Below are 14,702 nucleotides of genomic sequence, written 5' to 3'. Positions count from 1 at the left end.
CCCGATCTACCGGCCGGCCGCGCCGTTCGCGTACACCAACAACTACGGCAGCGCGTACGCGATGACGCTGCCCTGCGTGGTGGCCTTCACCATGCTGCGCGAAGAAGGCGACCGCGAGGTTCTGGTTGGCCATGCCGTAGAAGGGGATCTGCACCAGGCAGACCACCGGCACCACGGCCAGCCACTGCCCGGCGGCGGACGTGGCCCGGGCGCAGATCAGCGCGGCGACCACGAACCACGCGAGGAAGCACAGCAGCGCGGGGACGCCGTGGCTGAACAGCACCATCCACAACTGCCCCTGGGTGCCGATCGGCGCCTCGGCGCTGACGGTGTCGACGTTCACCGGCGCGCCGTAGCCGAGCCAGGGCGACTCCCGTACCCGCCGGATCACCTCCACGTAGAGGGAGAGCCGGTCGGTGTTGGTGTCGCTGGACTCGACCCGGTTGCCGATCAGCTGGGTGACCGGGATGAACAGGGTGACGAGGCCACCGGTGACCACCACCCCGACGATCGACGCGGCCACCCGGACGTTACCGCGCAGGGCGGCCCGGACGCCGAGCACCGCCAGCCCGGCGCCGAGGCTGAGGAACATCGCCCGGTTGAGCGTGAGGAAGGCCGGCGCCAACGACAGCGGCAGCGACGCCAGCAGCGCCCAGCGCAGCACGCCGCGCCGGCGCAGCATGGTGAAGGCCACCACGCAGGGCAGCGTCATCGCGTACGCGCTGCCGTAGTTGTTGGTGTACGCGAACGGCGCGGCCGGCCGGTAGATCGGGTTCAACGACCGGGCGCTGTACTCCGCGGTGGTGAGGTGGACCATGTCCTGGATGAACGGGGTGTTGGCCACCCCGCCCGGAAGCAGCACCTCCATCGGGGTGGTCAGCGCGAACCGGGGCGCCAGCACGCCCAGCCAGCCCAGCGCGACCAGCCCGAACCAGAAGGCGCAGAGCGGAACGAGGACGGCGACCTGGTCGGGGCGCTCCCGGGCGATCGCGTAGACGTAGACGCCCACCACGAGCGCGGTGAGGTAGAAGGCGAGCCGCAGGGCGAACGTCAGCACGGAGGCCGGTGTCTGCAACTGGGTGGCGCTGACCACCACGATGGCAAGGAACAGCAGCCAGATCCCGGCGGCCGGGGGCAGCGGCACCCGGCCCCGGATGAACAGCAGTGCGAACAGCAGCGCCCCGAGCAGGGGCCACCCGAGGTAGAACGCGCCGGCCAGCCACCACACGGGCACCAGGCCGAACATCAACGCCAGCGGCCAGAGCGGCAACCGTGGCGGGGGCGGCGGCTGCGGCAGCGGCGCGGCGGCGCCCGGGCCGCCGCCCGGCTCGGTCGTGGCCGGCGCGCGGGTGACCGGCACGGATCAGCCCCGGCCGCAGCGCGTCAACACGAAGCCGAGCGGGGTGACCCCGGCGGCGCGCAGCCGCTCCACGAGGCGGCGCAGGTCGCCCTGCCGGGTCCGGTCCTGTTCGACCACCACGACCGCCGTGCCCTGCCGGGCGACGGCCACCCCGCGCTCGTCGGACTCCGCCGGCGGGGCGTTGAACAGCACCAGGCTGTGGTCGGCGCCCTGCCGCCAGATGCCGAACCGGACGCTGCCCGCGCCCACGGTCACCGGGTCGGTGCTCGACGCCTTGCCGTTCTCGCCGGCCGCCGTCGAGGTGACCCGGGGCAGGGTCAGCGTGGCGTCCGGGTCGGTGGACGGGCGGGCGCCGATGGGGTGCGGCGACGGGCGACGGGCCGCGGCCGGCTCCGTGGTGCCGCCGCTCTTGCCGTCCGTCGTCGAGCCGGCCGGCCGGGGCTTCGGGACGAGCGGGCGGGACGGGTCCGCCGCGGCGGGCAGCCGCTCCCGGTCGGCGAGCACGGTGCTGCGCAGCCGGTCGGCGCGCCCGCTGTCGTCGGCGACGAAGACCTCCCGGCCGACGGCCGCCAGCGCCACCGCCAGCCCGGCGGTGATGGCCGTGGGGTCCTCCTCGCGGGCGGTCAGCAGCGACACCCGGGCGGGCTGGCGCACCCGCTCGGCGATGGCCATCGCCACGTACCGGATGTCGGCGTCGACCGCCTCCTTGCCGCCGCGCCACCGGCGGCTGCGGACCGTGCCGAGCAGCGGGAGCCCGGTGGCGTCCCGGCCGTCGTCGACCGACCGGATCCGCCGGTCCATCGACTCCCAGGCGTACGCCAGCACCACGCCGAGCAGCGTCCCGCCGAGCAGGCCGGCGAGCAGGTAGAGCGGGCCGTTGCCGGCGGTGGAGGCCAGGGCCCGCTCGGCGCTCTGGGTGACCCAGCCGGGGTTGACGTCGACGGCGGCGATCTCGGTGCGGGCGGCGTTGAGCTGGGTGAGCTGGTTGTTGATGCCGGTCAGCTCGGTCACCGCGGCGTCGACGGTGCCCTCGCGGGCGTTGTTGACCCGCTTCTGGAGGGCGGCCTGCTGGGCGGCGACCTTGGCGATGCTCTCGTCGTACGAGCGCAGCATCTCCTCGCGCTGCTTCTCGTACATCGTGCGGCGCACGTCGAGGTAGGCCTGGGCGGCGAGGTTGACGCCCTCGACCGCCTGCTCCGCGGTGGGGGCCTGGTAGACGAAGCGCAGGATCTGCCCGCCGGTGGGCACCTCGACCTCGAGGGCGTCGCGCACCTCGCGCGGGTCCAGGTCTCCCGAGTCGGCCAGCCGCTGCACCACGTCGGTGCCCGTGGCGATGCCGCTCTCCACGTTCATGTTCACCGCCCGGTCGGCGGCGGCGCCGCTGGGCGTGAACGCGTCGGTGACGACGGGACGCACCGCCACGACCGCGCTGGCGGACACGGCGGCCGGTACGAGCACCACGTAGCCGATCGCGGCGAGCAGGCCGATCGCGGCGACGGCCCCGACGAGCCGGATCCGGTGCAGCGGGACGCGCAGCAGGTCGGTCAGCGTGACGGTGCGGCCCGGTGTGCCGCCACCGCTGGCGGGGACGTCCGTGGCCCAGGTACCGGGGGAAGCGTCAGTCATTGAACTTCTTCACCGTCTGTTGTGGATTTCCAGCGACCACGACCCGCGGCGGCACGTCCGTACGGACCACCGTGGCGGCGCCCACGACACTGTCCCGGCCGATCCGGACGCCCTTCATCACCAGGGCGTGCGCCCCGATCCACACGTTGTCCTCGATCATGATCGGGGCGCGGGTGGCCGGGACGGGCGGGTCGTGCCGCTGTTCGGGGGGCAGGTTGTGGAAGTCGTTGTCCAGCAGCTCGCAGTCCGAGAGCAGGCACCGGTCGCCGATGGTGACCGACGTCCAGGTGCCGATCCAGGTGGCGTTCAACAGGCAGTCGGCGCCGACCCGCACCTCGCCGGGACCGGCGAAGCGGACCAGCTTGTTGATCCGGGTGCGGTCACCGATGCTCACCCGTACGCCCCGGCGCAGCCGGATCCGGCCGCGGATCTCCACGCCCCGCCCCAGCGTCAGCCGGGGATAGCGCAGCGTGTACCAGCTGCGCTTGACCGCGAAGACGACCCGTACCGCGAGCCCTCTGCGGTTGCCACCCGCGCCGACCAACGACCCTCCCCACGTCGTGCGGGCCGGCGACGGCTGATCCGTCGCCGGCCCAACGTGAACAATCTACCGATGTTCCGTTACGAACAGTCGACCGTCACTGCACGGAGAAGAAGGTCGACGGCGTTGACCACGTCACGCCGGCGGTCGCCGGGACCACCGTCGCCGTCGTTCCGTCGACCGCCGGGGCGGCCGTCGGGTCGAACGGCACGCTGCGCAGCGTTCCGTCGGTGGCACCGTACACGACCCGGCCGGCAACCCAGGCCATGCCCCGCACGGCCGACCAGGTGACTCCGGTGGTGGGCAGCGTGAACTCGGTGGCGCCGAGGTAGTTGCCGTCGATCTCGAAGTAGCGGTAGTAGAGGCCGCTGGCGCCCGAGCGGGTGTAGTAGAGGCGCCCGTCGAGGTAGAACGCGCCGGTCATCAGCGCCGGGTTGAACCAGTCGTTGTAGCCGGACGCCTCCCACGGGGCGCCGATCGCGCCGCCGTTGAACAGCGAGATGTCGATCCGGCTGCCCGTGGGGGTGCCGGCGACGGTGTGCGACCAGTAGATCCGGTCGTCCACCCGCCAGGTCGCGCCGGCCGCCGTGTAGTTGGGCTGGCTGACCGTCGTCGGGGTGCCCAGGCTGGCCCCGTCGAACGGCACCTTGGCCAGCTCGCCCGCGCCGGTGCCGACGTAGAGGTTGCCGGTGGTCGCGGTCGGCGCGTTCTTCGGGGTGATGGTGCGCCCGCCGGTCAGCGGGAACATCCCGAGCCGGCCGTGGTACTCGTTGCCCATGCCGTCGGAGTTGTGGCCGAAGTAGAGGCCGTCGCTGCCGCGCCAGAGCACCGGCACGGAAGAGCCCCAGTTGCTGGTGCCGGCCGGCATCGACGCGCTGCCGCTGCGGCGGGGGTTCCAGTTGACCGGCATGCCGGTGGCCGGGGTGACCGCGGCGATGCCGAGCCGGTCGATCGCGCCCTTGCCGGCGGTGTCGCTGGCGTTCGGGTTGTTCAGCCAGCGGAAGTGCCCACCGAGGTAGATGACGTTGTCGGCGACCTCGACGGAGGTGATGGTGTCGTTGCCGGTGTAGTCCACCCAGGTGCCGAGCTGCCCGGTGCCCCGGGCGGCGGTCTCGAAGCGCACCAGCGCGTCGCAGTACGCGGCCGGCCAGCCCGAGCCGCCGTTGGTGCCGACGACGAACCAGCTGCCGTCGCCGCCGAACTTGACGTCCTGCACGTAGTGCACGAAGGTCGCCGGCGACGCGCACGGCGGCACGAACTTCTCCGTGCTCCAGTCGAGCACCGCCGGGGTGCCGGTGAGGTCGACCAGCGCCATCTGGTTGCGCGGCAGGTCGTTGACGAGCGTGAAGTTGCCGCCGACGGCCAGGGTGCCGCCGTCCGGGGCGACGTCGATCGTCCACACGTACGAGGTGGTCCCGTGACGCCCGACGGTCGCGTCGACGTTGAAGGTCGGGTCGATCGCGCCGGTCGTGGCGTTGAGCCGGCCGAGCCCGGCGTGCGCGGTGCCGTTGAGCCAGTTGAACGCCCCGGCCACGTAGAGCCAGTTGCCGTGCAGCGCCAGGTCGCGGACGGTGCCGCCGTCGGAGCGGCCGACCCAGCTGTCGACGATCGCGCCCGTGGCGGGGTTGAGCGCCACCAGGTTCTTACGCGAGACGCCGTTGACGTTCTTGAAGGTGCCGCCGACGATCAGCGTGCCGCCGGGCCCGGCGACAAGCGTGTTGACCGCGCCGTCCAGCACCGGCAGGAAGCTGGTCGAGATCGTGCCGGTGGCCCGGTCGTACGCGAAGAGGTAACGCTGGGTGGTCCACGCCGCGCTGGCGGTCTGCCGGATCTGGGTGAAGCTGCCGCCGACGAACACCGTAGAGCCGACCTGCGCGAAGGCGCGGGTCTCGCCGTCCCTGGCGTGCGGTGTGGCGTCGGCCGGGTTGGCCGAGACCAGGGTCGCGGGTTCGGGCGCCGGCACCAGGGCGGCGGAGGTCCCGGTGGGGACGGCCAGCACGGCGGCGGCGGTCACGAGTGCGACCACCCCCGCCCGGGTGCGGAGTCCGGCGGATCGCCGAGAGAGCGGGATGTCGGGCACGCTACGCCTCCATGTCGGGAGAGAACCCGCGTAGCGTGCCTGGTCGACCCAGGCCGGCGATATCCGCCGATTGGGCGGTCACTGCATCAGCAACATGACACCGCACACAGGGAGTCGGATGTCCGACTCGCCCGTATCACTCTGGGTCGAAGTGTGAACGCGCCGTGTCAGCGGGCGCCCCCGGTGGGCTGCCGCAGGTAGCTGTCGCGGCCGGCGCGGGCGAACCCCGCCACCGACGCGGCGTCGTGGTTCATGGTCATGTCACAGGTGTCCGACCGGCGGGTCATCCCCGGGGAGTTGAAGTAGATCGCCGCCTTGATCTTCGGGTGCGCCTTCAGCGCCGCCGGGAACTCCTCGAACCAGCGCCGCTTCGCGTCCGGGTCGGCCGCGTCGAAGTTGGTGCCGAACTCGGCGAGCATCCGCGGCTTGCCGACCCCGAGACGGTTCTCGTCCAGCCAGCGGTAGAAGCCGCCGATGGTGGTGGCCGGGCTCTTCCAGACCTTGCTGCCGTTGCAGACGTGGAAGTTGTAGGGGTCGTAGCCCACCCAGTCGACGTACCGGTCACCGGGATAGAGGCCGGCGTAGCGGTCGTAGTGGCCCGACCAGCCCATCATCGTCCACACCCACACCGCGTTGTCGGCGCCCGCCTTGGCGAACCGGTCGTGCACGTGCCGCCAGGCGCGGACGAAGTCGGCGTCGCTGCCCTTGGCCGGCTCGTCCTCCGGCTCGTGGTCGAAGCCCATGAACACCGGCACGCCGGTGTCGCGGATCCGGCCGGCGACCGCGTCGATGGTGGCGTCGTACCGGCCACTGTAGACGTCCTGCCAGGTCAGCACCGTGCCGGAGGAGAAGATCCGCGACTCCCAGGCGAAGAACATCAGCCGACCCTCGCGCATCTGCTGCCGCTGGTAGGCGTCGGGGAAGGCGCCGTTGCTGCCGGCGTTGGAGAAGTCGTGGTAGCGGTGCACGAGGTCGAACTTGCGCCCGACCTGCGCCTCGACATCGGCGACCGCGGCGCCGTGGTCCCAGCCGTCACCGGCGTTCGACGGGGAGTACATCCCCCACCAGGCGCCGCAGGAGGGCACCAGCCTGCTCGACACCGCGCCGCACCGGTCCGTACCGGCCGACGGGCTCGCCGACGGGCTCGGGGTGGCGCGGGTGGGGCTGGCGCTGGGCGTCGGCCGCGGCGCGGGGCTCGGCGCGACCGTCCGGCTCGGCGACGGCGCGGCGCTGGTCACCACGGGCGTGGGCCGGGCGCCGACGTCGTAGCGGATCTCCAGGCGCGGGCGCAGGTCGGGATTGCGGTTCTCCGTCGACGCCCAGTAGATCCTGGTCTCCAGACCCGTCTGCGCGAGCGAGACCGTCCAGGTGCCGTTGCCCTTCACCAGGGCCGAGACGTCCCACTCGTTGAAGCCCTTCGCCACCCCGGAGACGGTGTCGAGGACCGCCCCCGGCAGCGCCGGCGTCGGCCGCGCCGCCCGGGCGTCCACAGCGGAGGCGTGCGCGGTCACCGTCGCCGGGAACTCCTGCCACGCGTGCACCCGCAGGGTGGCCCGCACGTTGACCGCCGCCGCCGGCAGGGTGGTCACGGCGAACTGGACGACGGCCTCCCGGCCGCCCCGGGGGTTGCCGTCGCAGCGGACCGCGCAGGTCGCCAGCGTCGTCTTCGCCCCGTTGTCGCCGTCCTGCGACACCATCGTCGCCGTGGTGTCGGCGGTCGCCGGAATCGACAGGTCGTCGGCGGCCAGCAGCGGCATCGTGGTGGCCACGATGCCGGCCACCACGGTGGCGCCGGCCACGCCGAGGACGACGGCCTTGCGCCGAGGGCCGGGGTGCCGGGTGAGGCGGTGCAGTCCGTGCCTGCTCAAGGAGTACTCCCTGTGTGTCGGACGGTGACGGTCAGCAGCGTAACCACGGCCACGGCGTGACGTGGGGACGACAGCCGGACCTAAGCGCGTCTTAACCGTCGCCTAAGGATGCCCTGGACGACCACAGGGGACACTCCCGCCCCCGCGCCGGCGGTCAGGCGGCGCGGGCGGCGGCCAGCGCGGCGGCCATCGCCGCCCGGGGCGCGGCGACGCCCGTGAAGTGCTCGAACTGGCCCACCGCCTGGGCCAGGAGCAGGTCGAGGCCGGACACGATCCGGCAGCCGGCCGCCTCGGCCGACGCGGCCAGCGGCGTCGGCCACGGGTCGTAGAGCGCGTCGAAGAGCACCGTGCCGGGCCGCCAGCCCGCCGCGACGGCCAGCGGGTCGGCGACTCCCTTCGGCACGGTCGAGATCACCACGTCGGCGCCGAGGTGGGTCGCCGCGTCGTCGTCCCAGGCCGCCGCGCGCATCGGCACGTCGACGGCGCGGGCCACCGGGCGCAGCTCCTCGACCGCCGCCGGGCGACGGGCCACCACGGTCACCGCGCCGGCGCCGAGCCGCCCCGCCGCGGCCACCGCCGCGCGGGCGGTGCCGCCCGCGCCCAGCACCGTCACCGTCGCGCCAGAACGCACCCCGGCGTCGGTGAGCACCTCGACCATGCCGACCACGTCGGTGTTGTCGGCGTACCAGGAGCCGTCCGGTCGGCGTACCAGCGTGTTGGCGGCGCCGACGGCGGCGGCCACCGGCGAGACCTCGGCGGCCACCGCGAGCGCCGCCTCCTTGCCCGGCATGGTCACCGACAGCCCGGCCCACTCCGGGCCCAGGCCGGCGACCACGTCCGGCAGCTCCGCCGCCGCGCACTCGATCCGGGTGTACGACCACCCGGTCAACCCCGCCGCCGCGTAGCCGGCGTTGTGGATCACCGGCGAGAGGGAGTGCGCGATCGGCGTGCCGAGCACCCCCGCCCGCCGTGCGGCCGTCATCAGATGACGCCGTTCTCCCGGGCCTTCGCCTCGTTCTTCAGCTGCTCGTCGTAGGTCTCGGCGAACTCCGTGGTCCCCTTCTTGTCGACCGCCACGAACCAGAGCCACTTCCCCACGGGCGGGTCCATGGCTCCCGCCATGGCTTCCTTGCCCGGGTTGTTGATCGGTGTGGGGATCATTCCCCGCAGCTTGCGGCTGTACGGGTTCTTCGTGTCGAGGAGTTCTTCCTTGGTCATCTCGGCGGAGGTCTTGGTCTTCTGCCCGGTCAGCTCCAGGTAGTAGTTGACCGTGACGTCCATCTCCAGGCAGTTGCACGGGAACTCGCCGTAGGCCCGGTTGTAGGCGACCCGGGCGACCTTGCCCAGGTCCTCCTTGCGGCCTGCCTCGGCCTGCGCCAGCGACGCCACGATCAGCGCCTCGTACGGGCTGATCTTGCGCTCCTTCTGCACCCGGTCGGCGAACTCCATCTCACCGGCCACGCTGAGGAAGTTCTCCACCATCAGCTCGATGATGGTCTCGGCGGTCGCCTTCGGCGGGATCTCGTAGGTGTCCGGGTAGAGGAAGCCCTCGATCGACGGCTTGACCTTCTTGTTGTCGGTGCGCTTGAACCACCAGTCCGGCACGCCCCGCGCGAGCGGATCCTTCGCCGCCGCCTCGAAGTCCTTCACCGGGATCTTGGTTTCCTTGGAGAGCAACTGGTAGATGTTCTTCGCCGTCCGGCCCTCCGGGATGGTGACCCCGTTGACGATCCGGTTCTTCGAGTCGAGCATCGCGGTGACCGCGCTCTCGCCGCTCATCTGCTTGCGCAACTTGTACGTGCCCGGCTGGATGTTCTTGCTGCGGGCGTTGCCCTCGGCGGCCTCGATGAACGCCTTGGCGCTCTTCACCACGTCGGCGGCGACCAGCGCGTTGGCCATGTCGGCGATCAGCGCGCCCTGCTTGATCTCGACCGTCACCTCACCGGTGCCCGCGCCGTCGTAGTCGGGGGTCACGAAGTAGCTCTGGACGCGGTCGAAGCCGTAGAAGGCACCGCCGCCGATGCCGCCCAGCAGGACGATGGCGAGCAGCAGGGCCAGGACCGTCTTGCCCCGCCCGCCACCGCCGCCGGAGCCGTCCTTGCCCTTGCGCTTGCGCACCGCGCCGCGCCGGTGCTTGCCCTTCTCCCCCCGGTCCTGCTCGTCGAACCCGAGGTCAAGATCGTCCATCATCGCGTCCGCCTCCGCTGCGCGTCCAGCCAGCTCTGCAGAATCTCCACCGCGGCAGCCTGGTCGACCACCGCTCGTTGCCGTTTTCCTCGGACCCCACGCTCGGCAAGCCTACGAGACGCCACGACCGTGGACATCCTCTCGTCGGTGAGCGCCACCGGAACGGGCGCTATTACATCAGCCAGTCGGCCAGCGTACGCCTTCACGTGTACGGCGGCGGGACCGTGCTTGCCGGCGAGATTGACCGGAAGGCCGACGACTATCTCCACCGCCTCGTGCTCGGCCACCAGCGCGGCGAGCGCGACGATGTCGGCCGGCACCGCGTCCGGGGCGGCGGTGAGGTCGCGGGCGAGGGTCACCAGCGGGGTGGCCAGCACGCCGTGCGGATCCGAGCGGGAGACCCCCACCCGGACCTGCCCGACGTCCACCCCGAGCCGGACACCCCGGGACAACTCACTCACGGTCGGTGACTCCCCCTGAAACGGCGAACCAGGGCGGACCACGCGGGTCCGCCCTGGCCGCTACGAGCACGTATCACGCGTCGGCGATCGCCTTCTCGACCGTGCGGAGCAGGTTCGGCGCCTCGGCGGCCGGCAGGCCGCCGCCCTGGGCCAGGTCGGGGCTGCCGCCGCCGCGCCCGGAGAAGGCCGCCTTGACCAGGTCCGACGCGGCCAGGCCCCGGCTGCGCGCCGCCGGGTTCACCGCGACGACCAGCGACGCCTTGCCGTTGGCCCGGGCCGCCACCGCGACGACCGCCGGCCGCGCCGGGTCGATCTTGCCCCGGACCTCCTGGGCGAGGGTACGCACGTCGTTGCCGGCCGCGCCCTCCGGCGCCTCGGTGCCCACGTACGCGACCCCGCCCACGTCCTTCGCCTGCGCCGCGAGCGCCGCCGCGCCACCGAGCACCAGCTGGGCCCGCAGCTTCTCCAGCTCCTTCTCGGCGTCGCGCAGCTGCGTCACGGTCTGCTCGACCCGGTCGGCGACCTGGTCGTTGGGCACCCGGTACAGCTCGGCGAGGCGGGAGACCAGCAGGTGCTCCCGGGCCAGGAAGTTGAAGGCGTCCATGCCGACCAGGGCCTCGACGCGGCGCACCCCGGAGCCGATCGACGACTCGTTGAGGATCTTCACCAGGCCGAGCTGGCCGGAACGGGAGACGTGGGTGCCGCCGCACAGCTCGCGGGCGTAGTCGCCGACCTCGACGACCCGCACCTCCTCGCCGTACTTCTCGCCGAAGAGCGCCATCGCGCCGATGCGCCGCGCCTCCTCCAGCGAGGTGATGAAGGCGTGCACCTCCAGGTCGGCCAGGAGCACCTCGTTGACCTGCTGCTCGACGTCGCGCAGCACGCTCGGCGCCACCCCCGTGGGGGTGTTGAAGTCGAAGCGCAGCCGGCCCGGGGCGTTCAGCGAACCGGCCTGGGTGGCGGACTCGCCGAGGAAGTTGCGCATCGTCTGGTGCACCAGGTGCGTCGCCGTGTGCGACCGGGAGATCGCCCGCCGGCGGGTGGTGTCGATCTCGGCGTAGCCGGTCTCCCCCGCCCGCACCTCGCCCCGCAGTACCCGGGCGCGGTGCACGATCAGGCCGGGCACCGGCTGCTGCACGTCGAGCACCTCGACCTGGCCGCCACCGACGGTGATCATGCCGAGGTCGGGCTGCTGCCCGCCGCCCTCGGCGTAGAACGGGGTGGCGTCGAGCACCAGCTCGATCGTGTCGCCCTCGACCGCCGCCTGGCGGGGGCCGTCGACGCCGAGCACCGCCCGCACCGTCGACTCCCGGGACACCTCGCCGTAGCCGGTGAACCGCACCGGGCCGCCCGAGTCGAGCACCGACCGGTACGCCGACAGGTCGGTGTGCCCGGTCTTGCGCGCCTGGGCGTCGGCCTTGGCGCGCGCCCGCTGGTCGGCCATCAGCCGGCGGAAGCCCTCCGCGTCGACCGCCAGGCCCTGCTCGGCCGCGATCTCCAGCGTCAGGTCGATCGGGAAGCCGTACGTGTCGTGCAGCTGGAACGCCTTCTCACCCGACAGCGCCGGCTTGCCGGCGGTGCGGGTCTCCGCGATGGCCGTGTCCAGGATCGTGGTGCCGGCCCGCAGGGTGGACAGGAAGGCGTCCTCCTCCGCGTACGCGTAGTCGGCGATCCGGTCGAAGTCGGCGGCCAGCTCCGGGTACGACGGGGCCATGCAGTCCCGGGCCACCGGCAGCAGCTCGGGCAGCGCCCGCTCCTGCCAGCCCAGCAGCCGCACCGACCGGATCGCCCGGCGCATGATGCGGCGCAGCACGTAGCCGCGCCCCTCGTTGCTCGGGGTGACCCCGTCGCCGATCAGCATCAGCGCCGTACGCACGTGGTCGGCGATCACCCGCAGCCGCACGTCGTCCGGGTGCGACTCGCTGGCGACGTGGCCGGAGTGTGCGCCGTAGCGCTTGCCGGTCAGCTCGGCGGCCCGGTCGAGGATCGGCCGGACCTCGTCGATCTCGTAGAGGTTGTCGACGCCCTGGAGGATGGAGGCCATCCGCTCCAGGCCCATGCCGGTGTCGATGTTCTTCGCCGGCAGGTCACCGAGGATCGGGTAGTCCTCCTTGCCGGTGCCCGGGCCGCGCTCGAACTGCATGAAGACGAGGTTCCAGAACTCCATGTAGCGGTCCTCGTCGACCGCCGGGCCACCCTCGCGGCCGTACTCCGGGCCTCGGTCGTAGAACAGCTCGGAGCACGGGCCGCACGGCCCGGGGATGCCCATCGACCAGAAGTTGTCCGCCTTGCCCCGGCGCACGATCCGCTCGGTCGGCACCCCGACCGAGCGCCAGATCTCGAACGCCTCGTCGTCGTCGAGGTAGACCGTCGGCCAGATCCGCTCCGGGTCCAGGCCGAACCCGCCCTGCTCCTGGGACTTGGTGACCAGGTCCCAGGCGAGCGGGATCGCCCCGTCCTTGAAGTAGTCACCGAAGGAGAAGTTGCCGTTCATCTGGAAGAACGTGCCGTGCCGGCTGGTCTTGCCGACCTCGTCGATGTCGGGCGTACGGATGCACTTCTGCACGCTGACCGCCCGCCGGTACGGCGGGGTCTGCTGCCCCAGGAAGTAGGGCACGAACTGCACCATGCCGGCGTTGACGAACAGCAGGTTCGGGTCGCTGATGGCGGGCAGCGGAGCGGACGGCACCACGGTGTGGCCGTTCGCCTCGAAGTGGGCGAGGTACCGCCGCTTGATCTCCGCCGTCTTCATCGCTGGTGTTCCTCCGGAAAGATCTCTCGGTCGCCGATGCGCGGGTCGTCCCGCAGCTCGGCGAACTGGTCGTCGAACGCCTCGCCCTGGGCGAACGCCTCGTGGATCTCCTGCTCGCGCTCGGCCATCGCGATCCGGACGTCCTCCACGAAGCTACGCAGCGACTCCGCCAGCCCGCCAGCGGATTCGGTCACCGTGCTGGCGATGCCGGCCGGGGTGTACGCCTGTGCGGTGCGGGTGGCCTTGCGGACCACCACCACGCCGACGGCCAGCCCGATGCCGAGCCAGAACAACCGCCTCATCTCCGAAGCTCCTCCTGGTCGTGCCGGATCAGCGGTTGCCGCGCTTGGCGGCCCGCCGCTGCTGCTTGATGGTGTCGCGCACCTCGCGCTCGGTCTCGGCGTGCCGCCGGGCGGAGGCGGCCTTGCGTACGCCGTAGCCGAAGGCGGCCACCTTGACCAACGGGTTGGCGGCGGCGGCGGAGACGACAGTCGCCAGGTTCGCGACGTTGGCGGTGACGTTCTGCGCGTGGCTGGTCATGGTGTCGACCTTGGCGAGCTGGAGGTTGACCCCGTCGAGGGAGGTCTGCACCTGCTCCAGGGCGGTGTTGACGTTCTTCACCGTGGTGTTCACGTCGCCCAGCAGCGGCGCGGTCCGGTCGTTCAGGTCGTTGATCATCCGGGTGGTGGCGTCCACGGTGTGCCGCAGCCGCAGGATGGGCAGCGTCAGGATCAGCACCAGCATCGCGAACGCGATCGCCGCGATCAGCGCCGCGACCTCGAAAAAGCCCACGCCTGTCCTCCTCAAGCAGAGTTCCGGGAACCCGACGCCCCCGGAACGCGCGACCGTCCTGCCCACACCGCCGCCCGGCACCCGCGAGGGGCCGGCGGGGGCTGGCGGTCCGCCAGCCCCAGACCCTACCGTCCGTGATGGAAACCGGCTCAGGACGGTGAGGGTGTCGGCGTCGCGAGCGGATCCTCGCTGACCGTCGGGAAGGGATCCTCCCCGGTGAGTGACGGGTCGGTGGTGGGCTGGGGCCGGGTCCGCTCGTCGTCGATCGCGTTGCGGACCTTCACCGACACCAACGAGCCGGAGCACTGCTCCGCAGCGGTCGCCGGTTCGGGCGACGGCACGACCGCCGGTTCCCCGTCCACCGGCGGCGGCACGCAGGCGGGCTCGCGTACCCACAGGTCGAGGGTCAACTCGTCCCGGCGCCAGCACGTGTAGCTCCCCTTCGCGGGTTGCTCGGGGCAGCGGCTCACCTTCCACGGCTGCCAGCCGTCGTCGGCCAGCGCCCGCTCGTAGACCTGTGCCGTCTCCGCCGGCGGCCGCTCGGAGGTGGCCGTGCGTTCGCGGAGCCGGCAGTCGAGCAGGCACCATCGGCTGCCGCTGACGTCGTCGACGGTCTGCGCCGCCGCCCAGCCCGGCACGTCCAGCTCGTCGAGGGTGTCGAAGACCGGATCGCGGCTGAGCGTACGGATGCCGAAGTAGAGCGGGACCGCGCCGAGCAGCACCACGCTGACCAGGGCGAGGATACCCATCCGCAGCCGCCGCCGCTCACGCATCCGGCGGCGCAGCTCGGACCGCGCGCCGCGCAGCCCGCCGGGGCCGGCCGCGTCGTCGTCCGGCGACTCCGGCTCCGCGGGTCGGCGCAGCGCCGGTCCGTCCGCCGGCTCGACGGGTGGTACGACAGCCGCGGCGGCCCGCGCCACCACCGGCTCGCCTGCGGCCCCCGGCGGTGGCACCGGCGCAACTCCGGACGGCTCGGGCCGCCCCGGCTCGCGGTGCGGCGGGATCGCCCGACCGGCGGCGCGGTCCTCGGGCCCG

Annotated in this window: 12 protein-coding genes; all 12 read right to left on the bottom strand. The window is 72.5% G+C overall.

Going from position 1 to position 14,702, the window contains the following annotated elements:
- Positions 1-1,246, bottom strand: a 1,246-nt coding sequence (locus F6X68_RS21870) for an O-antigen ligase family protein (RefSeq protein ID WP_370518972.1), incomplete at its 3' end; no start/stop codon positions are given.
- 117 nt (positions 1,247-1,363) lie between these two features.
- Positions 1,364-2,986 (bottom strand): lipopolysaccharide biosynthesis protein, encoded by a 1,623-nt coding sequence (locus F6X68_RS21865; protein WP_151456035.1) that lies wholly within the window; start codon positions 2,984-2,986, stop codon positions 1,364-1,366.
- Positions 2,979-3,530 (bottom strand): DapH/DapD/GlmU-related protein, encoded by a 552-nt coding sequence (locus F6X68_RS21860; RefSeq protein ID WP_151456034.1) that lies wholly within the window; start codon positions 3,528-3,530, stop codon positions 2,979-2,981. Before F6X68_RS21860 ends, F6X68_RS21865 begins: the two co-directional genes overlap by 8 nt.
- A gap of 94 nt (positions 3,531-3,624) precedes the next feature.
- Entirely contained in the window at positions 3,625-5,541 is a 1,917-nt protein-coding gene (locus tag F6X68_RS21855; protein ID WP_370518971.1) for a hypothetical protein, read from the bottom strand.
- A 233-nt stretch (positions 5,542-5,774) separates the two neighbouring features.
- Positions 5,775-7,475 carry a glycosyl hydrolase gene (locus F6X68_RS34750; RefSeq protein ID WP_151456032.1) on the bottom strand — a complete coding sequence of 567 codons (1,701 nt, stop codon included), beginning with the start codon at positions 7,473-7,475 and terminating at the stop codon, positions 5,775-5,777.
- A gap of 154 nt (positions 7,476-7,629) precedes the next feature.
- Positions 7,630-8,457 carry a shikimate dehydrogenase gene (locus F6X68_RS21845; RefSeq protein WP_151456031.1) on the bottom strand — a complete coding sequence of 276 codons (828 nt, stop codon included), beginning with the start codon at positions 8,455-8,457 and terminating at the stop codon, positions 7,630-7,632.
- A complete protein-coding gene (gene mltG, locus F6X68_RS21840) occupies positions 8,457-9,665 on the bottom strand; it encodes an endolytic transglycosylase MltG (RefSeq protein WP_151456030.1) in 1,209 nt (402 codons plus the stop codon). Before mltG ends, F6X68_RS21845 begins: the two co-directional genes overlap by 1 nt.
- Positions 9,662-10,123: a Holliday junction resolvase RuvX gene (ruvX, locus tag F6X68_RS21835; protein WP_151456029.1), complete on the bottom strand. Its 462-nt coding sequence runs from the start codon at positions 10,121-10,123 to the stop codon at positions 9,662-9,664. The genes mltG and ruvX overlap by 4 nt, the downstream gene beginning before the upstream one ends.
- 73 nt (positions 10,124-10,196) lie before the next feature.
- Positions 10,197-12,875, bottom strand: a complete 2,679-nt coding sequence (gene alaS, locus F6X68_RS21830) for an alanine--tRNA ligase (RefSeq protein ID WP_151456028.1) — start codon at positions 12,873-12,875, stop codon at positions 10,197-10,199.
- Positions 12,872-13,177 (bottom strand): hypothetical protein, encoded by a 306-nt coding sequence (locus F6X68_RS21825; RefSeq protein WP_151456027.1) that lies wholly within the window; start codon positions 13,175-13,177, stop codon positions 12,872-12,874. The genes alaS and F6X68_RS21825 overlap by 4 nt, the downstream gene beginning before the upstream one ends.
- A 28-nt stretch (positions 13,178-13,205) precedes the next feature.
- Positions 13,206-13,667 (bottom strand): DUF948 domain-containing protein, encoded by a 462-nt coding sequence (locus F6X68_RS21820; protein WP_089000990.1) that lies wholly within the window; start codon positions 13,665-13,667, stop codon positions 13,206-13,208.
- 149 nt (positions 13,668-13,816) lie between these two features.
- Entirely contained in the window at positions 13,817-14,440 is a 624-nt protein-coding gene (locus F6X68_RS21815; RefSeq protein ID WP_151456026.1) for a hypothetical protein, read from the bottom strand.
- Positions 14,441-14,702 lie beyond the last annotated feature (262 nt).

It is taken from the genome of Micromonospora sp. AMSO12t (genome assembly GCF_008806585.1).
Classification (GTDB): Bacteria; Actinomycetota; Actinomycetes; order Mycobacteriales; family Micromonosporaceae; genus Micromonospora; species Micromonospora reichwaldensis.
This window is presented reverse-complemented; position numbering and strand designations above follow the sequence as displayed.